The following is a 20,717-nucleotide window of genomic DNA, read 5'->3' on the forward strand; positions in this document are numbered from 1 at the left end:
TTTCCACAGCTTTAAATTCGGCTAATTATAGATGGATTCACGCATTCAACAAAGCAGGAATATGGCTTTTATGAAAAAAGCCAAATCACAAAATTCATCTGATCTATCTTTGTTCAGAAATCAGGATGGCATGTGTATCATCATGGTGTGCTTCAAATATATGTTCTTGATCAGCAGCCTAACAAATATAATCCCCGTCATTTAAAATCATGGGTTCAGCACTCAACCCAACTTTTGCGTGTCCTTTCATAATAATATGTTCAATACTTCCGATTGGGTACCGATGACTCAAACGTGATTCACTTGGCTGAGTAGTCAGGATATAAATCACGTCTTGGTTTTGTAGGACAATTCGCCGATAAAATTGCCTGATAATGCGCAATCTCCGATCTAACTGAGGGCCCTTAATCCTGATCGCAGTTAGAGTGACTGCCACCTTGAGAGCTATAGGTTTCCCATAAAAAAACCCTTTAAGTCATAAAGGGTTTTTTATTTCAATATCTTATACTTTTATCTATAAATAAGACAATTTATAAAGGAGTTCGATTCTGAGTCTCAGGTTGAACTTCCACCACTGTCTTTTCATGCTTGGTATTCGCCGCAACTTGGGCAGCTGCAACCTGTGCCATTTGAATCTGCTCTTTACGCAGATGTTCAATATCCTTTCTCAATCGTTTAATTTCCCAACCTTTTTGAATGACTTTAAAGACTAAAACACCCAGTAAAAGTCCAATGACAATTCCAAGTGCCAAAGTAATTAAAAGTAATAAGCCCAAACGCATTGCTGGTATTTGTGTGAACAACAAATCCACAGATAACTCCGTACTATTTTGGAGTACCAATGCAAGCGAATAACCAAATAAAACAACGAGTAATGCGATCAAGATAATACGCATAAGCACCTCATTTTTATTAATTCTTAATTGTTATTTTGCCACAACTTCGTTTACCGCATCACGAAGTGCTTTTCCAGGTTTAAAGTGCGGAACGGCTTTCGCTGCGACTTCAACTGATTTTCCCGTCTTAGGATTACGTCCTACACGTGGATCACGATGATGCAATGCAAAACTACCAAAACCACGAATTTCAATGCGATTATCTGTTGATAAAGCCTCGATCATTTGATCGATCATGATCTTTACCGCTTCTTCTACTAAAGGTTCTGCCAAGTGAGGATTCTTTAAAGCAATACGCTCAATTAAGTCAGATTTATTAAGTGCTTCAGTCGTCATTGATGACCTCTTTATTTCTTACTGATTTTCAATGACTTTAATAATAACCTGTTTAAATACAAAACGGTAGCGCAGTACACTAATACTACGCTACCGTTTACAGTAAATCGTATAAAAAGTACGAATTAGTTACACTAACCGTACTTTTATATAAGTTTTACTTCATTTGTGCCTTGATCAAGTCACCAATGGTCTTAGGACCATTTTCTTGAGAAGTGGTTGCAGTACGAAGATTTGCAACAGCTTCTTTCTCTTCAGCTTCGTCTTTTGCTTTGATAGACAAGTTAATAGAGCGAGACTTACGGTCAACGTTGATGATTTTCGCTTCAACTTCTTGACCAACTTCTAGGAACTTAGTTGCATCTTCAACGCGATCACGGTTGATTTCTGATGCTTTCAAAGTTGCTTCAACTTCGTCAGCCAACTTAACAGTTGCGCCTTTCGCGTCAACCGCAGTTACAGTACCTTTAACCAATGCGCCACGTTCATTCGCTGCCAAGAAGTCATTGAATGGATCGCTGTTCAATTGTTTGATACCAAGGCTGATACGGTTGCCTTCAGCGTCTACAGACAAGATAACCGCTTCAACAGTGTCACCTTTCTTGTAACGACGGATTGCATCTTCACCTTGTTCGTTCCAAGAGATATCAGACAAGTGAACTAGACCGTCGATACCGCCAGGTAAACCGATAAAAATACCGAAATCAGTGATTGATTTGATCGTACCAGAAACTTTTTCACCTTTGTCGTGAGCCTTAGCAAACTCTTCCCATGGGTTAGCACGAGTTTGTTTGATACCAAGAGAGATACGACGACGTTCTTCATCAACTTCAAGAACCATAACATCAACTTCATCACCAATCTGAACAACTTTAGATGGGTGGATGTTTTTGTTGGTGTGATCCATTTCAGAAACGTGAACAAGACCTTCAACGCCTTCAGCGATTTCAGCGAAACAGCCGTAGTCAGTTAAGTTCGTAACACGAGCTTTAACGATAGAACCTTTAGGATAACGGTTCATGATCGCTAACCATGGATCTTCACCAAGTTGTTTAAGACCTAGAGAAACACGGTTACGCTCACGATCAAATTTAAGGACTTTAACAGTCACTTCTTGACCTACTTCAACCACTTCAGATGGGTGCTTGATACGTTTCCAAGCCATATCTGTAATGTGAAGAAGACCATCGATACCGCCAAGATCAACGAACGCGCCGTAATCAGTAAGGTTCTTAATTGTACCTGTAACAGTTTGACCTTCTTCAAGCTGAGCAAGAAGTGCTTCACGGTCAGCAGAAGATTCAGCTTCCATAACTGCACGACGAGATACCACAACGTTATTACGTTTAGCATCAAGTTTGATCACTTTGAACTCTAACTCTTTACCTTCAAGGTGAGTTGTGTCACGGATTGGACGAGTATCTACAAGTGAACCTGGTAGGAACGCACGAACTGGACCGATGTCAACAGTGAAACCGCCTTTAACTTTACCAGAAATAACACCAGTAACGATTTCGCCATCTTCAAAGATTTTTTCAAGTTTAGTCCAAGTTTCAGCACGTTTTGCTTTTTCACGTGATAAAACAGTTTGACCCATACCGTTGTCAAGCGCTTCTACAACGACGTCAACAGTATCACCAACTTGAACTTCAAGTTCACGTTGTTCATTTAAAAATTCAGCACGGTCAACAACGCCTTCAGATTTAAGGCCAGTGTCAACAGTTACCCAGTCACTATCGATGCTAACAACAACACCTTGGATGACTGCACCCTTTTCAACGTTGAGGTTTAATTCACTTTCTTCAAAGAGGGCTGCAAAAGATTCGGTCATGATATACCTGATAAAGTCAGCGGTCTTGGATCAGACAAGGCCGGTTTAGTTAAGTCTCTACATAGTCCGTAATAAACTGATCAAGCTATGCTTTAACTGATTTAAAAAATCGGTTAGGCTTTTATACGTTGGTCGACGTAATCGGTCATTAACTGAAAAACTTGATCAATAGTCAAATTTGAGCTATCAATCTGATAAGCGTCTTCAGCTGGGCGCAAGGGTGCAACTGCTCGTTGCATATCACGCTGATCACGCGACTGTATATTAGCCAAAATGTCGTTCATTTTAACATCTAGCCCCATCCCCTGCAACTGCTTTACACGACGCTCTGCGCGCGACTCAGCAGATGCGGTCAGATAAATTTTGGCTTCGGCTTCTGGGAAAATGGAAGTCGCCATATCACGACCATCTGCAACCAGACCTGGGGCCAGAATAAAAGCACGTTGTCGATCAAATAAGGCTTTGCGAAGTTCAGGAACTGCTGCAACCTGAGATGCAAACTCCCCCACGCGTTCTGTACGAATCGTTTGGGTCACATCCTCACCATCTAAAATAATGGCAGTTCCTTCATTTTTTGTTTCAAATTTAATATTAAGATGGGTCGCAACTTCTACACATTCATCTAAACGTATATCTAACGCATCGAGTAAGTTTTTTTGATGTAATGACAGCCCCAGCAATCGATATAAAGCACCTGAGTCAAGTAAATGAAAACCATAATGTTGAGCAAGTTTTGCAGCAAGTGTGCCTTTACCAGAACCACTTGGTCCATCGATTGTAATAATATGAACTGTCATTAAAATCCCACTAAGCGATCGATTTTGCTAATTTTGAAAAGCCTAGTGTAATCGCTGCTTTAAGTTGTGCAAGAATTAATTTGCTGACAAATGGAATTTTTGCGGTTAATTCAATGGTATAGGTCACTAAAGTTTTGTTGGGCGAAATTTCCTGAAAATCGATTCGACCAATATGATGTTTTATCAATGGATTATCGATTAATTTGTATTCGATACGCTTGTTTTCTTCCAACAAAGTAATTTCTTCTTTTAACGGCTTAAATGGCCCAAACCCCATACGACGTACTGACCCTAAACCATCTGGGCGATCAAGATCTGCGGAGTCCTTAACTCTCACCACTTGAATAGGTGCAAAAGCTTGGTTATAGGTTGCATGTTTTGAGAGTAGATCAAATACTTGATCTATCGGCGCATTAAATTCTTTTTTTATGGTGATGGCATTCATCACATCCCTCCAGATAGCAATGACAATTTATATTGTCAAAATACACTATCGAAACATGCAAAAGGAATCAAGAGATGCTGCGTGAATGTTTTTTGTCAGTTCAGCGAATATGAGGTTATTCTGCATCACTTTTTAAAGCGTTAAAATTAAGCAGACGCTCGGAACGCTTTTGCTCTCTTCGCTGCTTAAAAAAAAGGCTCAATTGCTCTGAGCATTGTTGTTGCATACAACCATGCTCAACGATAAATTTATGATTATAATAACCTGAGTCAAGTAATCGGCGCGCACTGACCAGCGATCCTGCTTTTGGCTCTGTGGTTGCAAATACTACGCGATAAATACGCGAATGTATTAATGCGCCCACACACATCGTGCACGGCTCTAAAGTCACATACAAAGTTGCATCAGTGGGTAAGCGATAATTTTGAATCGATTCACAAGCCATGCGAATCGCACGAATCTCAGCATGTGCTGTAGGATCGTTTAAACAAATCGGTGAATTATAACCTGTACCAATCACACGATTTTGGCTCACAATCACCGCACCAACAGGTATTTCTCCTTTTGATGCAGCCAATGCAGCTTGCTCAAAAGCAAGCTGCATCCAATACTCATCAGAATAAATCGGCTCAGACATAAGCTAGTTGATAACACCATAATGTTTGAGCAATTGATTCCAGCTTTCAATATTGGTGACAGGTGGATGATCACCCAAAATACCTTTTAAGCTAAAATCTTGAGTATCTTTCCATGCAGGCGATAAATCTTTATCAACCAGACGTGCACGAACACCCTCTACAAAATCAGGATGGCGGATTTTCCAGTCAGAAATTTGCGCTTCAAGCTTAAACACTTCATCCCAAGCATGTACCTGCTTGCCCCATTGCCACAGAAGCCATGTAATTGCGGCGGTACTTGGAGAACCTTTCTGCAAATTTTCGCTAGCTTGACGTAACCAGTCACTACGCGCATCATTTAGTCCAATAATCGCCTGATAGTCCTGCTCAAAACTGACGCCACGACAGACACTATGAATGACATCCAGAGAATTTTGTAGCGGCCCTGCTGCCACAGGTCGATGCAAACTATTTAACGTATCATCAATCGCTCTAAAATCACCTGCTGGATAATGACTCCAGTCGATATCGATGACTTTTTTCAGCACATTATCACGTTGAGCATCGCAAATATGGGTTGCCCAACCAATACTGTACGCACCAGCAGCCGTCATGATTGAACCTGTCAGTCCTGTAAATAAACCTATAGGACCACGATCTGCGAGGAAACGACTTGCACCGACATCAGGATACAAACCAATGTTAATTTCTGGCATTGCCAAACGCGAATATGGCGTCACCAAACGAAATGGTGCAGCCATAAATAAGCCTAAACCACCGCCCATGACATAACCTTCGCCCCACACAATCACAGGTTTGGCATAGTTATGAAGTAATAAGTCTAATGCGTATTCCTGCTCAAAAAACTGATTGGCAGTTTCAACTTCATTATTAATCACCAATTGGCGCAGCTTACGGACGTCTCCCCCCGCACAAAATGCTTTTGGCGTTGTAGAATCTAACCAAATGGCTTTCACCTGATCATCCTTGTGGAAATCTTCAAAGACACGCAATAGTGCAGTCGCAATCGACTCATCTAAAGCATGCAAAGATTTCGGGCGATTCAGGCGAACAATGCGCCAGCCGTTTTTTGCCTCTTCGACAATAAGATCTGGGTGATATCGGGTTACATCGGGAGAATTTGTCATGCGTCCAACTGCCAATCTATAGGCTCAATGCCATTTTGTTTCAAATAATTATTCGTCTTGGAAAAGACTTTACAACCAAAAAAACCGCCACGATTTGCTGCCAGTGGCGATGGGTGTGCTGCGGTGAGCACCAGATGTTTGTTTCGATCGATACGTTGTCCTTTACGTTGTGCATAAGCACCCCATAAAATGAAAACCACATGTTCACGCTGTTCATTTAACACATCGATAACATGATCTGTAAACTCTTCCCAACCACGTTTCTGATGTGAGGTCGGTTGTCCTGCTTCAACAGTCAGTACGCTGTTGAGAAGCAAAACGCCTTGATTGGCCCATTTGGTCAAATCCCCATGATTTGAAATAGGCACACCCAAATCAGTGTGTAATTCATGAAAAATATTGCGTAAAGAAGGTGGTAAGGTGATGCCACGTTGTACAGAAAAACTTAATCCATTGGCCTGATTCGGTCCATGATAAGGATCTTGTCCCAAAATAACGACTTTGACCTGATCTAAAGGCGTGGTATTCAGGGCATTAAAAATTTGTTTACTCGGCGGATAAACCAGTTTTTGCGCCTGCTTTTCCTGAACCAAGAAATCACGCAAGTTATCCATCAGCGGACTTAGTAAAAAGTCTGCCAGTGAATATTTCCAACTTTGTTCTAACTGAACCTTACCCAGTTTATCCTGCTGTTGCTCAGTTAATTGCATTATTCCATCCTGAAATCAATCGATTACCTTTTATATTCTTTATTGACCTAGATGGTCACTTGTAACTCAACTTTTGGGTTTTGAAATTTAGTGCCTTGTTTTAATTGTTCATACATCTCTGGATCAGACCACTCTAATCTGACTTGCTCTGAAAATTCAATACTTTCCAGATCCAGTTCACCCATTTGTGTATTTTGAATATCTTCCAAAAAGCTTTGTGCATAGCCTGTATCAGTTTCATGCACAATCACAGAATAAACCTCAACATCTCCTTCACCATTTTGGGTTTCCGTTGATTTTAAAACTTGCTGTGCCAAATAAAAGAAGATACGGGAAAACTGTTCTGCCGAAGGTGAAACAGGTAACGCCACCCAACGTGCACTAAATGTTTTACAAGCTTGAATATATTCAGCACTATCATTTTGCCAGAAACAAATCGCATGATCAAAACTATCAAATAGTTCTTTGATGACCCCTTTGAGCAAACCAAAGTCGTATACCATTTGCCCATGGTCAAGCTTGGAAGCTTTAAGTATCAACTCAACTTTATAGCTATGACCGTGAATCGAACGTTTACAACGATCCGATGTACAATTTCGCACAATATGAGCATTTTCAAACTTAAATAACTTTCGGATTAACATGCGCCAAATTAAAAATAATGATCAACGGATTCTAATTATAAAGGAAAAAGTTGGAGCTTTACATTAATTTTAACGTTAATAGCAATAGTCAAAAAGTATCAGAACATTTATTTTTAGGTCAATTTTTCAACACTGATAAACGATCGTACTTTTTAATACTTTTAAAAAGGCGCCAAGCTTCTTGAATAGACAAAAACCTGTTTGTCCTTACGCATCAGGCTACTACTAAACTGACGTTTACGCTCACTCAACAAGACCTCTATATGTGCCTGAAAGTAATTGGATTTAACATCGAGTAAAGACATCACCCGTTGTTTATTGTCTGGATCAATATTTTTAAATGCATCTAATGACCAGAGATCATTGACACTATTAAAATATTCCATTTTGGCAGATTTTGCCTTGAGTTGCTCTTCAATCGCGTGTTGATCCAGTTTTTCATCAATACTTGCCAGAACTAGCGCTGGTGCCGTATTAATATTGATCTTTGTGGATTGTGTAGTGGGTAAAGCACTAATATAAGGTTTGATCAAATCAAAATTTTTACCCTCAAAACCGCGTACTCTTTTTAATTCTTCAATACTATGAAACTGGGTATTGGGTGCAAGATAAGGCGGCTGTAAACCTTGATAATACGAACTTTCCGCCCCCATTGCGCCATTAGGTTGATCATCTGGATCTTGCCAATCAATGACAGCCTGACTTAGTTCTGCTGGCAACCCAACTCTGACCAATAACTTTTCAAACCATTTTTGAACATTTTCATCAGGTGTTCCATCTGCCTTCACCAAATTATTAAGATTGAATTTTCCAGATTCATCCTGCAACTCTCCAGAAATATAACCATCTTCCACAGGAAAAGCAGGCATCGGCTTAGCCCATGTTTCCCCTAAATGATCAACTTGCGCACTATCTTGAGCATCTTGCACCAAAAGCTCGGAAAAGAAGGCCTCCGCACTTTTGGCATAAAGCAAGGATTGATCTTGTCGGATCAGATAGGCTGTGTTTTCAGCAGTATTGCTTTGTTTTTTTGCAATCGTTGCGGCCAAAATTGTTGCTAACGCCACCATCACCAGAATTGTAATCAGTGCAATGCCTTGCTGATTCTTTATGCGGCTTCTCATCATGATGATTAATTCTGTCCAGTCTGATTAGTGGAATTGTGATTGGTATTATTCGTTGAATTATTATTGTTGCTTGATGCATCATTTTGTTGCTGCTTTAAAACAATAGCTTTAGTATCCAATAAGCTGTAAATCCATTCATATTCAGTTCCTGCCATGGTGACATTAATTTTTAAACCTGCGGGCAGAAGTTTTAAATTTTGAGTCTGAGTAAAATCTAAACTTGCATCAGGCCATTGATTTAAAGCCTGAGGATTCAATACATTAATTTGAAACTGTTCCACATTTTTCAATAGGATACTGGATTGAGGCTGTGCACTATTGGGTAAATTCAAATCTGAATATTTTAAGCGATAGACTACTTTCTGCGAAGCATCATAGCGATACTCAATCCGCTCATAGGGCGATACCCCCTGCCCTAATGGATCAGTCACACCAGCTTTGCTAAACTGGAGTACGTTATTATTCAGTGATAATGCTGGACGCATTTGCCCATTCATATTTGCCGTAAGTGGAATGATCTGTAGAGTATCTCGCAAAATTTGCTGATATGCGTCTTGTAAAATAAAAAGTTGCTCTTCGTGCTGAGCATTTCGATCTTTAGTCTTGATGAGATAATCAAAAACTTTCCAACCTAATGCAGACAATACTGCAAATATCGCAATCGCGACCAAAAGCTCAACCAACGTAAATCCTGAGCAGCGATTAGCAAAACATCGTTTTGCCGCTGCGCAAGGTGAGGAGCTATGCTTCGAGTCGCGAGGTTTTAATCGAGCAACGCTCAATCTGAGAAGCAACGCTTCGCAAGAAGACTGAGAAGCTGTGCTTTGAGTGCGAAGATGAGCGCAAGACGAGAAGCTTTGCTTCAAGTAGTAAGGTTTTAATCGAGCAACGCTCGATCTGAGAAGCAACGCTTCGCAAGAAGACTGAGAAGCTTTACTTCGAGTACGATAATGTGCGCAAGGCACGAAGCCAGAGGTGAATTGGCAAGGTTGAAATTGCGTAATTATTTTACGTCTCGAAAAAACGACTTCATTACAAGCTTGATTGTCTTTTTTATTTTTCATTGCGTTTTGACTTGTTGAGGATAATTAAAAAACACAATATTGGTAATGCCAGATTCAACCTTACCTTGCTCATTATTAAATAAACTGACTTGTATCTCAACGCGCTGCACATTAGGGCTGATGGTCGATTCAGAGCGCTTATCAATTTGCCAAGTTTCACCCTGAGAGGTAATTTGTTTTGACTCTGTTCCTGTCAGCCATTGTTTATTAATTTCCATTTGAGCCGCCTCATTCATGGCAACAAATTGGGCTTTGGTTCTTAAAATGGCATTTGCAGTGGACTGAGTATATTGCATACCCACCTTTGTCACGGCAACGGCTGCAATTGCAAAAATAGCCAGGGCCACCATGACTTCAAGTAACGTAAATCCTGAGCAGCGATAAGCAAAACACCGTTTTGCCGCTGCGCAAGATGAGAAGCTATGCTTCGAATGGCGAGGACTAACAAAACATAATTTTGCCGCTGCGCAAGACGAAAAGCTCTGCTTCGAGTGACAAGGTTTAAATCGAGTAACGCTTGATCTAAAAGGCAGCGCTTCGCAAGAATAATAAGAAGCTATGCGTCGAATACGAGGATGAGCACAACAATAGAATCCAGAAGTGGGCTTATTGGTTTTCATTAATATTACCCAAATGATCAACCTCAATTGGATCACCAACAGGGTTTTGTTCAAAATAAAACTGGATTCGTACTGGTTTTACTTCACCATTGCCAAACCAAATTAATTTGGGAGCTTGTTGATTAATTAAGTCCTGTTGAGTTGCATTCTGATAGTTTTGATCAACAGATTCAATATTAAACGCAACTCTTTCAGGTAATACTCTGACAGGAAATTCCGAATAAGGTTGCCATTTTTTATCTTCCTGAATAACCGTTTGAGCACGAAGATCATGATATTCAGCCAGTTCATAGCTAAATGGGGCGACATCAGTCGCATTATGAGTTAATAGAGCAAAAATACGGGATTGATCAACCGATTCTTTATTGATTTTTTTTAAATCGAGAATAAAAAATTCACGTGCTTGCATTGCTTTACGCTGATCGACCCCACTGATATTTAATAAAATCAGCGAAGCCAAAATCGCGATAATAACAATGACCACCATCAACTCGATCAACGTAAATCCTGAGGCAGGTTTAAATCGAGCAACGCTCGATCCTGCCGCAAGGCGAGAAGCTATGCTTCGAGTATGAGGATGAACGCAAGACGAAAAGCTCTGTTTGAAGTGGCGAGGTTTAAATCGAGCAACGCTCGATCTGAGAAGCAACGCTTCGCAAGAAGGCTGAGAAGCTATGCTTCGAGTATGAGGATGAACCCAAGACGAAAAGCTATGCTTCGCGTGTTCATCCTGATTAGGCATATTGTTCTTGAATAAACTTAGGCATAGCTAAAGCCTGATCAATATAAGCAATGCGCAAAGTATCTCTTGAACCCAAATAACGCTGATAAAAACTCGAATTTAAAATAGCGGCTGCACCATGTGTAAGCGACCAAATTCCAGCCAAATAATCACGGGTCGTCATTGAGCTTTGGATTGACTCCAGATAAGTATCTGTCATACCAATAATAATGCGTAAACGTTTCTTACGAATCTGATAAAGCTCTTGAAAAAGTTGCTGTATCCCTTGTCCAGTTGTCGACAAACGTTCTTCAATCTGATGAAACATCACAGTACGTTCAGGATGATGCAAATGATGCAACATAAAAAAAGCTAAATGCTCCTGAAAAGTCTTTTGCGTATCCTGCACCATTTCGTGCAACATCTTTTCATTACGAATGATCAATAAAATATACAGTTCATCTTTACTTTGAAAGTGCTTATAAAGCGTGCCTTTAGCCAGATCCAGCTCCGCTGCCAAAGCATCAAGTGTCATACCTGCTTCGCCATTTTCCAATAGGAGTTGTTCTGCAACCTGAAATATCAATATTTCTCTTGCTCGAAACTGAGCCTGACGATCCATCTTCACGCAATAACTCTCTTACTTTAGCTTTCGTTTAATTCAACTATTTCATATTCAGAAGATTTTCAAAGTTTTGGCGAGTAATAGCTGCCATTTCTTCTAGAGGTTTATCATATACATCACTTAAAGCTTTGGCTACAAATGGCACATATTTTGGTTCATTTGATTTACCACGATAAGGCATAGGTGCCAAATAGGGGCTATCTGTTTCGATTAATACTCGATCAAGTGGCACTTGTTTAGCGACATCTCGTAAATCTTGCGCATTTTTAAAAGAAATAATGCCTGAAAAAGAAATATAGTAACCACAATCTAGCGCCGCTTTTGCCGTTTCCCAATCTTCAGTGAAGCAATGTAAAATACCATGTGTCGATTGCTCTGCACGAATAATATCAATGGTATCTTGCTTGGCAGAACGAGTATGCACCACCACTGGTTTTTTCACAATTTTAGATGCTGCAATATGTCGGGCAAAACATTGCTTTTGTTGTTCTACAAATTCAGTACTATGATAATAATCAAGCCCCGTTTCACCTAATGCCCAAACTTTATCAGATTGTGCCAATTCAACCAGAAATTCAGTGGTCGCTCGAGCCATCGTGGCTGCATCTTCACAGGGATGCACACCGACGGTATATCCCACATCATCATGGCGTTCGGCGATTTGAGCAAGTTGAAGATGATCATCCAGATCAACTGAAATACTCATAAACTTGGATACACCTGCTTGACGCGCCTGTGCCAGTGCCTGATCCAAATCTCCATCATAAGCTGTCAAATCCAGCATGGTCAGATGACAATGAGTATCTACAAACACAATTTTTTCCTATTTTTTACATGGTGAAATTAGGACGATCAGATACACTACCCGCCAAAAGCTTTTCTGCTTCATTTTTGTAGTAGATTCCCTTTTCGCCACTGAGTTGAATCGCAAAACCATGCGGTTTAACCCCAGTTTGTTTACGTGAAATCCAGATCACTTTTCCAGTGAGAGGAATCTTTTGCGACTGCTCGGGCAAGGTAGCCAGTACAAATATCTCGTCACCCAGCTTGACAGCTTGCTTGGAAGGAATAAATAAACCACCACCTTGCACAAAACTCATATAACTGGCTTGCAAGGTTGCACGATCAGGAATATTTAACTGAATAATTCCGCCCATCATACGTGGTTCCATTCTACTTCCCCTTTATTTAACATTCATTAATTTTATAAAAAGTTGATCCAAAACCAGATTGGTTTGTACATTTTGCTCAACCAATTGCTTGGCATGTTGTATTTCTGCATAGATTTCAAACAATTGCTCAAGCGTATAGGCTGGCACGATTTGATCAAAAGACAGATCAATGTTTTTGATTGATTGATTGAGCTTGACACAAATTACATCACCCAACAAGTACTCCAACATCGCAATAAAATCATTAAAGCTCAACTCTTTTGACCATTTGGTTGCGAGCATTATGGGTTTATTTTTCTGTATGACCAAATTTGTCCAATCAGCCATAAAGTCAGTACGCTTATTTAACCAATCACTTTCTGCTAACTGTAACGCACTTAAGGGCATAGCGCCCGTAAGATTCAAGAGCAAGTTGATTTGTTCTACCGAAAGTTCAGGCTGCTTATTTTGAATATATTGCAATGCTTGCTCAGGTGAAATTCGATCTAGTGCGAAGTGCTGCAAACGACTGCGGATAGTCGCAGGTAATTTTAGATAATGATCTGCCAATAAAATTAAAATGATACGTTCACCTGGCTCTTCGAGTGTTTTTAAGAGCGCATTGGACGAAGCAATATTCAAAGCTTCCGCGGGTTCAATCACAATCACACGCCAGCCATCTACGGTTTGTTGCACAAAAGGCAATAGCTCACGTATTTTCTCAATTTTGATCTTGGCATTTTGTTTTTTATTTTCTTCATCGGTACTGATATGTACATAATTGGGATGGGTATCGGACTTTAACCACTGACAACTTACGCATTCACCACAGGCAGCTTGAGCCTGTTTATTAGAACAGAGAATCCAAGCTAAAAAATGCTGGGCAAATTCATGTTTCCCACAACCATTTTTGCCATAAAACAAGAGACCATGACCCACTTCTGGGAATCGGCTGGTGAGCGTCTCCCATACATTTTGTTGCCACGGATAAACAGTTTGCATCAAATCATCCAAAATTATTGAAAGCTTGAAACGGGCATCGCGTTTAAACGCTCTAAATCCGCCAAAGTGTCCACACCCGGTGGCAGATTGGCTTCTGCAATCGCAATCGCGATTCGATGACCATTTTCTAGCACACGCAACTGCTCAAGACTTTCAAGTTTTTCCAATGTGCCCTGTTCCCAAGTCACATATTCCTGTAACAAACTGACCCGATAAGCATATAACCCCAAATGACGATAAGCATGTGCATGTAGTTGTTGGGTGTGCTGTTGCGCCGCATCACGGTCATAAGGAATCGTTGCACGACTAAAATATAGCGCTTCATTGCCTTTAGACATGACGACTTTCACAATACTGTTACGCTGAAATTCCTCCAACTGGTGAATCGGCTCACACAAGGTCGACATAGAACAATTTGGTTTTTCAACCAATAACTGACTCACCTGTTGTACTAATTTGGCAGGCAGTAAAGGTTCGTCACCTTGCACATTAACAATAATGTCATCACTTGCCCAGCCTTTGATTCGTGCAACTTCACTTAAACGATCTGTACCAGAAGGATGTTCCGTACTGGTCATCACGACATCAATATTTTCTGTACGACAAATATGAGCAATACGTTCATCATCTGTGGCCACGCAGTAATCATCAAAACCTTGAACTTTTTTTGCCTGATCAACAACACGTAAAATCATGGCACGACCATGAATCTCTAAAAGAGGTTTCCCAGGTAAACGTGAGCTAGCAAAACGAGCAGGAATGACGATGTGTTTCATTTAAATTTCCTGAGACAGAGAAATACCCAACTGTTGTAATTGAGCATCAAGTAATTGGTAACAATCTTGAGAAAGGATTGCTTCTACAGGCACGACCCAAATTTCAGTAGTGAAATCTGGATACTGTTGAAGCAAAGCTAAAATCTTTACTGCATCTTTTTCGGTGGTAATGATGGGGTTGTGATCATCAAACTGTAAATCTTCAATTTCATAATCATAATGATCAGGAAATTCATGGCATTGAAATTCCTGAATACCAATCGATTCAAGCGTTTTATAAAAACGCTGCGGAAAACCAATACCGACTACTGCATAAAACTGGTCTTGCGGATTAAATAAATTTGCAGCATTTTTGGATGGATTTAACAAATACGGCTGACCTGCTTGAAGGTGCATATTTAAGCTCGACTGCGGTTGTACTCCATGTTCAATAACAGTCCCCGTTTCTAAACGTGATTTGGGTTCACGTAAATAACCTTCAGGCAACAGTTTTTCATTGCCCAAGCCGCGATTAAGATCTAGTACAATCCATTCAATTTGTCGATCTAAGGCCCAATGTTGTAAGCCATCATCACTAATAATGAGATCGATATCATATTGACTCAGCAGTAATTCAATTGCTGCTTTACGGTCTGCTCCTACAGCCATTGGTACATGTGTAGATTGAACAATTAAACACGGCTCATCGCCCACTTCGTCAGGTTTGGAACTCATATCCACGAAAGCAGGAAAAGGCCCATGACCACCATAACCACGACTGATCACACCGACTTTAAGCTGTCGCTGCATCAGATATTTGATCAGTTGGATTAATAGAGGCGTTTTACCGCTCCCACCTACCGTAATATTACCAATCACCATCACAGGTACGGGTGCGGTATATACTGCTTTTACGCCAGTTTGATAAAGCTTGTGATTAAAACTTGAACCTACCCAATATAAACATGACAGTGGACGTAACAAAATTAGCCATTTTGCTTGTTTATTCCACGCATCCTGAATCATTTGGGCAAAAGACATGCAGACTAATCCTCAAAATTACGCTGGTGTAATTGATAGTAAGCGCCATGTTTAGCCAGTAATTCCGAATGTGTACCTTGCTCCACAATACGACCTTTATCCATCACCACAATTCGATCTGCATTTTCAATCGTTGACAAACGATGTGCAATCACAATGGTGGTACGATCTTGCTGCATCGCCTGATCAAAAGCTTTTTGGATAAAATGCTCAGATTCATTATCCAGTGCACTTGTCGCTTCATCCAAGATCAAAATCGGCGCATCTTTTAGGATCGCTCGGGCAATCGCGATACGCTGACGCTGACCACCCGATAGATTCAATCCTTGAGCGCCAAGAACGGTGTCATAACCTTGCGGTAAGTTCATAATAAAATCATGTGCATAAGCAGCTTTTGCCGCAGCGATAATATCTTCTTCTTTTGCACCTTCAAGCTGTCCATACGCAATATTTTCGCGCACTGTACGATTAAACAACACTACTTGCTGATTCACCATCGCAACCTGACGGCGTAAAGTTGGTAAATCGATATCTTCAATACGAAGATCGTCCAGATAAATTTGACCGCTAGTCGTTTCCTGAAAACGCACCAACAAATTCACCAAAGAAGTTTTACCTGCACCAGAACGCCCGACCAAAGCAATTGTTTCACCTGATTTGATATTGAGCGTAAAATCCTGAATGGCATGAACATCTGATTTATACACCAGACCCACATGATCAAAACGAATATTACCTTTCAATTCAGGCTTCAAAGTTCCTGTATTTTTTTCTTCAGGTAAATCCAATAATTCAAAAACAGAATAAGCTGCTGCAATACCGCGTTGTATCTTTTCATTTACATCGGTCAGATTTTTTATAGGCTTTGCGAGCAAGCCTGCAGCCGTAATATAGGCCACAAACTCACCCGCAGTCGTATTACCCAAAATTTGTGGACGCAATGCCAACCAGACGATTAAACTCATGGCAAATGCCATTACTAATTGTACCAGTGGCGAGTTCATGTTTTGAACTACCACCATTTTCAAACCACGTTTGAGGTTTTCCTGAGAAGACTTATAAAAGCGCTGTTGTTCTGAGGCTTCGCCATTAAAGGTTTTAACCACTGAATTACCATTGATACTTTCCTGTACCACGTGATTCACATCACCCATGGTATTTTGTACTTGAATCGAAAGTTTACGCATTCTTTTAGATGCTTTACGAACAAGCAAACCAATCAAAGGCATAAAAATTAGAATACACAGAGTCAAACGCCAGTTCGAGTAAAAAAGATAACCCAATAAACCAATGGTAATAAAACCCTCTTTAACAATGGTCGTCAGCGATTCAGAAGATGCAGCCGTGAGTTGCTCTACGTTATACATGATCTTGGCAGTAATATGCCCTGACGAATTATCCAGATAATATTGTGAAGGCAAACACAACAGTTTTGCATAGACATCCTGACGAATACTAAAGATCAAACTGCGTGAGATGACAGCGGTAAAATAACTGCCCATGAACAAGCCCAGACCACGAAAGAAAACCAACAACACTATAAGGGCTGGAAACCAATCAAGATTTTGTCGACTACCTTCCTGAATTGCATCAATGATATATTTTAATAACTTGGCAACTGACACCTCAGTTGCAGCATTGATCGCAAAACCAACCAATACCAATAATGCAATGCCCCAAAAGGGTTTTAGATAGGATAGTAGACGAAGATAAATCTTAAAATCTTGCTTCACTCAGTAAAACCTCTGGAAGGAACTTTTGTACTAATGTTGATGTTAACAAAACCAAGCTGTCCTGCCACATCCATCACGCGAATCACATCCTGATGCGTCGCTTTGGCATCAGCGGCGATGACAAACATTAAATCACGACGATCATGTGCCGCCTGTTTAATTGCACTACTTAAATCAGAACTACTCTGACTAGAAATGGCTTGACCATTGACCATGTAATGCCCCGAAGAGTCTACCATGACCTCGATTTTTTGATCGTATTGTTTTGGTGGAACCCCTTGTGCATCGGGTAAAGTCAGATTAATTCGACTATTTTGTGCAAAGGTCGTAGAAAGCAACAAAAACACCAAAATAAACAGCAGACAATCAATCATAGGTGTCAGATTGATATGAATATCTTCAACTTGCGGGCGCTTAAATTTCATAATATCCCGCCCTAGCCTACACGACGTTGCTCAAATGCATTTGACTGCGAAGGTTTGAAAAAAAGTGCGGCATGAAAAAGAGTCGCTTGTTGTTCAAGCTCCGCGATATATTCATGCACAAGACGCTGAAAATAACGATACGCCATTAATGCTGGAATTGCGATCAACATTCCCACAGCGGTAGTGATCAACGCTTTAGAAATACCAGGAATCATTAAAGTTGGACTACTACTCGATCCAATATCAATCACTAGAAAGGATTCGATGATTCCAACGACTGTACCCAAAAGACCAAGTAAAGGCGCAACAGCACTCATCGTTCCCAAAAAGTTAATATTACGTTCCAGATATCCAATTTCCTGAGAGGCAGTAACTTCCATTTGTGCTTTGGCAAATTGCTCGCCCATACTCTGGTTTTCAATACCAGCTTTTAAAATTCGTCCCAAAGGACTGGTTTGCAAGGCTTGGTTTTGCTGCAATTGCACAATGACCTGATCAACCGAATGAGAACTTGAAGACATGAGGGCGCTTGGCAAAACTGCTGATCGTTTCAGGCGAATAAAACGTTCGATACTAATCGCCACAGTAAAAATAGAACATAGAATGAGGGGCAGCATCAACCAGCCCCCTGCCTTAACTAATTCCCACATGCTGTACTTCCCCAATGACTACAAAAAAATTTAAAAGGTCAGCATAGACTAATCGGTTAAGCAAATATTTAAAATACCATCTAACTCATCAAGTGAATGATAGTGAATGACCAGTTTGCCTTTTCCTTGTTTATTGTGATCGATTTTTACATTTGCACCAAAACGCTCAGATAATTTTTGGGTCAATTGCTCAATATCTGGCGAAATCACAGCCTGAGGTTTGTCTTGTTTTGGCTCATTCCATTCACGAACCAGTTGCTCTGTTTGACGTACTGAAAGACTTTTTTCGATGACAATTTTAGCGACTGCCATTTGATCTTTGGCCTTTAACGCCAAAATCGCACGGGCATGCCCCATATCCAATTGACCTTCCTGCATCAGATTTTTGATGGCATCATCCAGACTGAGTAAACGCAATAAATTACTGACCGTAGTACGGGCTTTACCCACGGTTTCTGCAATTTCTTGATGACTTAAACCAAACTCGTCGTGAAAACGTTGTAAAGCCAATGCTTGATCAATCGGGTTGAGATCCTGACGCTGAATGTTTTCAATCAGTGCCAATGCAATGGCAACCTGATCATTCAAGTCACGGACAATCGCAGGAATTTCTTTTAAACCTGCCAATTGTGCTGCGCGCCAACGACGTTCACCCGCAATGATTTCATAGGGATATTTTTCATCCTCAATCGGACGAATCACAATCGGCTGCATCACACCATGTTTTTCAATAGATGATGCAAGCTCTTTTAAGTCTTGTTCCTGTATAAAGCGACGTGGCTGGTATTCCCCACGTTTCAGTAGATTAACATCAATCTGTTTGAGCTGACCATGATCAATCGCCTGTGCTTCTATTTGTAACTTTTCCTTTTGAATAGAGCCGAGAAGTGCATCCAGACCACGACCTTTTGCCAATCCGCGTTTTTTTGTGGTCATGCGTGACTCCCTTTTTTCATTTTACTTTTTTTCAACATTTCAGCAGCAAGATTTAAATAAGCCACAGCACCTTTGGAGCTTTTCTCGAAATAAATAATCGGCAAACCGTGTGCAGGTGCTTCAGCAAGACGAACATTACGCGGAATGACCGTGTCATAGAGTTTTTTACCAAAAAATTGTTCTAATTCAGCAGAAACATCACGAGTCAAAGCATTACGTGCATCGTACATCGTACGCAAAACCCCAATAATTTGCAGATCAGGATTTAATGCTTGCTGAATGCGATCAATGGTCTGGGTTAAATCAGCTAAACCTTCGAGCGCATAATATTCGCACTGCATCGGAATCATAACCCCATCTACAGCAGCCAGCGCGTTGACCGTAATTAGACTCAAACTTGGCGCACAGTCGATGATGATATAATCAAAAGCATCACGAACACTATCTAGCGCTTTTTTTAGAATAAATTCGCGCCCTTCCTGATCGGCAATCGCAAGCTCTACACCCGAAAGCTCACGGTTTGAACCCAGCACTTTATAACCTACTTCAGATTTTGTGATTGCAGTTTCAACAGGAACTTCACCGAGCAATACATCGGTGATGGAATACAGCAAATCATTTTTCTGTACACCAGACCCCATGGTGGCATTGCCCTGTGAGTCCATATCCACTAAAAGTACGCGTTTTTTTAATACAGCCAATGAGGCAGCCAGATTCACAGCGGTCGTGGTTTTACCTACGCCGCCTTTTTGATTGGCTATTGCAATAATCTGAGCCATAGTTACCCCAATTTAAGATTGTTTTTGTTCAAGTAAAAGCAAATGACGTTGTTCATCTAAACGCGGCACTTGCAACTCAATCACCTGACACGAAAATTCATGTTGCATTTGCTGCATTTCTTCTAAAGGAACCAAACCTTTCATCGCAGCGATGATACTGCTTTGATGCATGTACGGTCGTGCGGCATTGACAAAATCAGTCAGTGAAGCAAATGCACGGCTGGTAATCACATCGAATTGACCCAATTCACCAATCGAATCTTCATTTTCCACACGTGTTTGGACAGCAATCACATTTTTTAATTTTAAATCTGCAATAAACTGTTTTAAAAATCGAATCTTTTTACCATTTGAATCTAGCAATACACAGCAACGTTCTGGCTGGCACAATGCAATGATCATGCCTGGCATCCCGCCACCTGTACCGACATCGAGTAAACGACCCTCAGGTAAATCTTTTAAGATACTTAGACTATCCAATAAATGCTTCACCAACATTTCTTTCGGATCCCGTATCGCCGTGAGATTATAGGCTTTATTCCAGAGCACCAATGCATCTTGATATTTCAACAACAGATTTAAAGCATCATCGCTCAGGTCTAAACCTAAAGCCTGACTGCCCTGTTTTAATTCGTGGAAAAAAGGATGCATATCCGTGGAACAT

At 40.6% G+C, this 20,717-nt stretch carries 25 protein-coding genes and 1 pseudogene; all 26 read right to left on the minus strand.

Features of this window, described 5'->3' with window-relative positions; all coding sequences use genetic code 11:
- Positions 1 to 103: 103 nt before the first annotated feature.
- Positions 104 to 404: pseudogene (locus F944_RS16780) on the minus strand (transcriptional regulator); the annotation flags it as partial.
- Positions 405 to 530: 126 nt separating this feature from the next.
- A complete protein-coding gene (locus F944_RS08660) occupies positions 531 to 896 on the minus strand; it encodes a lipopolysaccharide assembly protein LapA domain-containing protein (RefSeq protein ID WP_004989418.1) in 366 nt (121 codons plus the stop codon).
- A gap of 30 nt (positions 897 to 926) precedes the next feature.
- Positions 927 to 1,232, minus strand: a complete 306-nt coding sequence (locus F944_RS08665) for an integration host factor subunit beta (protein WP_004989420.1) — start codon at positions 1,230 to 1,232, stop codon at positions 927 to 929.
- A gap of 157 nt (positions 1,233 to 1,389) precedes the next feature.
- Entirely contained in the window at positions 1,390 to 3,063 is a 1,674-nt protein-coding gene (gene rpsA, locus F944_RS08670) for a 30S ribosomal protein S1 (protein WP_004989421.1), read from the minus strand.
- Between the two features lie 113 nt (positions 3,064 to 3,176).
- On the minus strand, positions 3,177 to 3,860 hold the full coding sequence (gene cmk, locus F944_RS08675; RefSeq protein ID WP_004989422.1) for a (d)CMP kinase: 684 nt from the start codon (positions 3,858 to 3,860) through the stop codon (positions 3,177 to 3,179).
- A gap of 10 nt (positions 3,861 to 3,870) precedes the next feature.
- Positions 3,871 to 4,308: an SRPBCC family protein gene (locus F944_RS08680; RefSeq protein WP_026039912.1), complete on the minus strand. Its 438-nt coding sequence runs from the start codon at positions 4,306 to 4,308 to the stop codon at positions 3,871 to 3,873.
- Positions 4,309 to 4,420: 112 nt separating this feature from the next.
- Positions 4,421 to 4,942 carry a tRNA adenosine(34) deaminase TadA gene (gene tadA, locus F944_RS08685; protein ID WP_004989424.1) on the minus strand — a complete coding sequence of 174 codons (522 nt, stop codon included), beginning with the start codon at positions 4,940 to 4,942 and terminating at the stop codon, positions 4,421 to 4,423.
- Positions 4,943 to 4,945: 3 nt separating this feature from the next.
- Positions 4,946 to 6,070 carry an enoyl-CoA hydratase/isomerase family protein gene (locus tag F944_RS08690; RefSeq protein WP_004989425.1) on the minus strand — a complete coding sequence of 375 codons (1,125 nt, stop codon included), beginning with the start codon at positions 6,068 to 6,070 and terminating at the stop codon, positions 4,946 to 4,948.
- On the minus strand, positions 6,067 to 6,780 hold the full coding sequence (ung, locus tag F944_RS08695; protein ID WP_004989427.1) for a uracil-DNA glycosylase: 714 nt from the start codon (positions 6,778 to 6,780) through the stop codon (positions 6,067 to 6,069). The genes F944_RS08690 and ung overlap by 4 nt, the downstream gene beginning before the upstream one ends.
- A 47-nt stretch (positions 6,781 to 6,827) precedes the next feature.
- Positions 6,828 to 7,424 (minus strand): 6-pyruvoyl trahydropterin synthase family protein, encoded by a 597-nt coding sequence (locus F944_RS08700; protein WP_004989429.1) that lies wholly within the window; start codon positions 7,422 to 7,424, stop codon positions 6,828 to 6,830.
- Positions 7,425 to 7,585: 161 nt separating this feature from the next.
- Positions 7,586 to 8,551, minus strand: a complete 966-nt coding sequence (gene gspK / locus F944_RS08705; RefSeq protein WP_004989430.1) for a type II secretion system minor pseudopilin GspK — start codon at positions 8,549 to 8,551, stop codon at positions 7,586 to 7,588.
- 5 nt (positions 8,552 to 8,556) lie between these two features.
- Positions 8,557 to 9,345 carry a type II secretion system protein GspJ gene (locus F944_RS16785; RefSeq protein ID WP_227546592.1) on the minus strand — a complete coding sequence of 263 codons (789 nt, stop codon included), beginning with the start codon at positions 9,343 to 9,345 and terminating at the stop codon, positions 8,557 to 8,559.
- A gap of 266 nt (positions 9,346 to 9,611) precedes the next feature.
- A complete protein-coding gene (gene gspI / locus F944_RS17090; RefSeq protein ID WP_126624345.1) occupies positions 9,612 to 10,235 on the minus strand; it encodes a type II secretion system minor pseudopilin GspI in 624 nt (207 codons plus the stop codon).
- Positions 10,222 to 10,797: a type II secretion system protein gene (locus tag F944_RS08720; RefSeq protein ID WP_035245727.1), complete on the minus strand. Its 576-nt coding sequence runs from the start codon at positions 10,795 to 10,797 to the stop codon at positions 10,222 to 10,224. Before F944_RS08720 ends, gspI begins: the two co-directional genes overlap by 14 nt.
- Positions 10,798 to 10,969: 172 nt before the next feature.
- Positions 10,970 to 11,578, minus strand: coding sequence for a TetR/AcrR family transcriptional regulator (locus tag F944_RS08725; protein WP_004989445.1), 609 nt, complete (start codon positions 11,576 to 11,578; stop codon positions 10,970 to 10,972).
- Positions 11,579 to 11,621: 43 nt separating this feature from the next.
- Positions 11,622 to 12,395, minus strand: a complete 774-nt coding sequence (locus tag F944_RS08730; protein ID WP_004989446.1) for a TatD family hydrolase — start codon at positions 12,393 to 12,395, stop codon at positions 11,622 to 11,624.
- A 16-nt stretch (positions 12,396 to 12,411) separates the two neighbouring features.
- The gene (locus F944_RS08735) at positions 12,412 to 12,753 is read right to left on the minus strand and encodes a PilZ domain-containing protein (protein WP_004989449.1); all 342 of its coding nucleotides are present in this window, start codon (positions 12,751 to 12,753) and stop codon (positions 12,412 to 12,414) included.
- Positions 12,754 to 12,765: 12 nt separating this feature from the next.
- Entirely contained in the window at positions 12,766 to 13,734 is a 969-nt protein-coding gene (locus F944_RS08740) for a DNA polymerase III subunit delta' (RefSeq protein ID WP_004989450.1), read from the minus strand.
- Between the two features lie 14 nt (positions 13,735 to 13,748).
- On the minus strand, positions 13,749 to 14,510 hold the full coding sequence (kdsB, locus tag F944_RS08745) for a 3-deoxy-manno-octulosonate cytidylyltransferase (RefSeq protein ID WP_004989453.1): 762 nt from the start codon (positions 14,508 to 14,510) through the stop codon (positions 13,749 to 13,751).
- Positions 14,511 to 15,530, minus strand: coding sequence for a tetraacyldisaccharide 4'-kinase (gene lpxK, locus F944_RS08750; RefSeq protein WP_004989455.1), 1,020 nt, complete (start codon positions 15,528 to 15,530; stop codon positions 14,511 to 14,513).
- A gap of 5 nt (positions 15,531 to 15,535) precedes the next feature.
- Positions 15,536 to 17,263 carry a lipid A export permease/ATP-binding protein MsbA gene (gene msbA / locus F944_RS08755; RefSeq protein ID WP_004989457.1) on the minus strand — a complete coding sequence of 576 codons (1,728 nt, stop codon included), beginning with the start codon at positions 17,261 to 17,263 and terminating at the stop codon, positions 15,536 to 15,538.
- The gene (locus F944_RS08760) at positions 17,260 to 17,688 is read right to left on the minus strand and encodes an ExbD/TolR family protein (protein WP_004989460.1); all 429 of its coding nucleotides are present in this window, start codon (positions 17,686 to 17,688) and stop codon (positions 17,260 to 17,262) included. The genes msbA and F944_RS08760 overlap by 4 nt, the downstream gene beginning before the upstream one ends.
- Positions 17,689 to 17,699: 11 nt before the next feature.
- Positions 17,700 to 18,338: a MotA/TolQ/ExbB proton channel family protein gene (locus F944_RS08765; RefSeq protein WP_004989462.1), complete on the minus strand. Its 639-nt coding sequence runs from the start codon at positions 18,336 to 18,338 to the stop codon at positions 17,700 to 17,702.
- 48 nt (positions 18,339 to 18,386) lie between these two features.
- Entirely contained in the window at positions 18,387 to 19,274 is an 888-nt protein-coding gene (locus F944_RS08770; RefSeq protein ID WP_004989464.1) for a ParB/RepB/Spo0J family partition protein, read from the minus strand.
- The gene (locus tag F944_RS08775; protein WP_004989468.1) at positions 19,271 to 20,053 is read right to left on the minus strand and encodes a ParA family protein; all 783 of its coding nucleotides are present in this window, start codon (positions 20,051 to 20,053) and stop codon (positions 19,271 to 19,273) included. Before F944_RS08775 ends, F944_RS08770 begins: the two co-directional genes overlap by 4 nt.
- A gap of 12 nt (positions 20,054 to 20,065) precedes the next feature.
- On the minus strand, positions 20,066 to 20,704 hold the full coding sequence (rsmG, locus tag F944_RS08780) for a 16S rRNA (guanine(527)-N(7))-methyltransferase RsmG (protein WP_004989469.1): 639 nt from the start codon (positions 20,702 to 20,704) through the stop codon (positions 20,066 to 20,068).
- Positions 20,705 to 20,717 lie beyond the last annotated feature (13 nt).

The organism is Acinetobacter ursingii DSM 16037 = CIP 107286, from assembly GCF_000368825.1.
GTDB classification, from domain to species: Bacteria; Pseudomonadota; Gammaproteobacteria; order Pseudomonadales; family Moraxellaceae; genus Acinetobacter; species Acinetobacter ursingii.

Coding starts and splice junctions, on each gene's coding strand:
- F944_RS08660 (WP_004989418.1), bottom strand. CDS start 896: ATGCGTATTATCTTGATCGCATTACTCGTTGTTTTATTTGGTTATTCG.
- F944_RS08665 (WP_004989420.1), bottom strand. CDS start 1,232: ATGACGACTGAAGCACTTAATAAATCTGACTTAATTGAGCGTATTGCT.
- rpsA (WP_004989421.1), bottom strand. CDS start 3,063: ATGACCGAATCTTTTGCAGCCCTCTTTGAAGAAAGTGAATTAAACCTC.
- cmk (WP_004989422.1), bottom strand. CDS start 3,860: ATGACAGTTCATATTATTACAATCGATGGACCAAGTGGTTCTGGTAAA.
- tadA (WP_004989424.1), bottom strand. CDS start 4,942: ATGTCTGAGCCGATTTATTCTGATGAGTATTGGATGCAGCTTGCTTTT.
- F944_RS08690 (WP_004989425.1), bottom strand. CDS start 6,070: ATGACAAATTCTCCCGATGTAACCCGATATCACCCAGATCTTATTGTC.
- ung (WP_004989427.1), bottom strand. CDS start 6,780: ATGCAATTAACTGAGCAACAGCAGGATAAACTGGGTAAGGTTCAGTTA.
- F944_RS08700 (WP_004989429.1), bottom strand. CDS start 7,424: ATGTTAATCCGAAAGTTATTTAAGTTTGAAAATGCTCATATTGTGCGA.
- gspK (WP_004989430.1), bottom strand. CDS start 8,551: ATGATGAGAAGCCGCATAAAGAATCAGCAAGGCATTGCACTGATTACA.
- gspI (WP_126624345.1), bottom strand. CDS start 10,235: ATGAAAACCAATAAGCCCACTTCTGGATTCTATTGTTGTGCTCATCCT.
- F944_RS08725 (WP_004989445.1), bottom strand. CDS start 11,578: ATGGATCGTCAGGCTCAGTTTCGAGCAAGAGAAATATTGATATTTCAG.
- F944_RS08735 (WP_004989449.1), bottom strand. CDS start 12,753: ATGGAACCACGTATGATGGGCGGAATTATTCAGTTAAATATTCCTGAT.
- F944_RS08740 (WP_004989450.1), bottom strand. CDS start 13,734: ATGCAAACTGTTTATCCGTGGCAACAAAATGTATGGGAGACGCTCACC.
- kdsB (WP_004989453.1), bottom strand. CDS start 14,510: ATGAAACACATCGTCATTCCTGCTCGTTTTGCTAGCTCACGTTTACCT.
- lpxK (WP_004989455.1), bottom strand. CDS start 15,530: ATGTCTTTTGCCCAAATGATTCAGGATGCGTGGAATAAACAAGCAAAA.
- F944_RS08760 (WP_004989460.1), bottom strand. CDS start 17,688: ATGAAATTTAAGCGCCCGCAAGTTGAAGATATTCATATCAATCTGACA.
- F944_RS08765 (WP_004989462.1), bottom strand. CDS start 18,338: ATGTGGGAATTAGTTAAGGCAGGGGGCTGGTTGATGCTGCCCCTCATT.
- F944_RS08770 (WP_004989464.1), bottom strand. CDS start 19,274: ATGACCACAAAAAAACGCGGATTGGCAAAAGGTCGTGGTCTGGATGCA.
- F944_RS08775 (WP_004989468.1), bottom strand. CDS start 20,053: ATGGCTCAGATTATTGCAATAGCCAATCAAAAAGGCGGCGTAGGTAAA.
- rsmG (WP_004989469.1), bottom strand. CDS start 20,704: ATGCATCCTTTTTTCCACGAATTAAAACAGGGCAGTCAGGCTTTAGGT.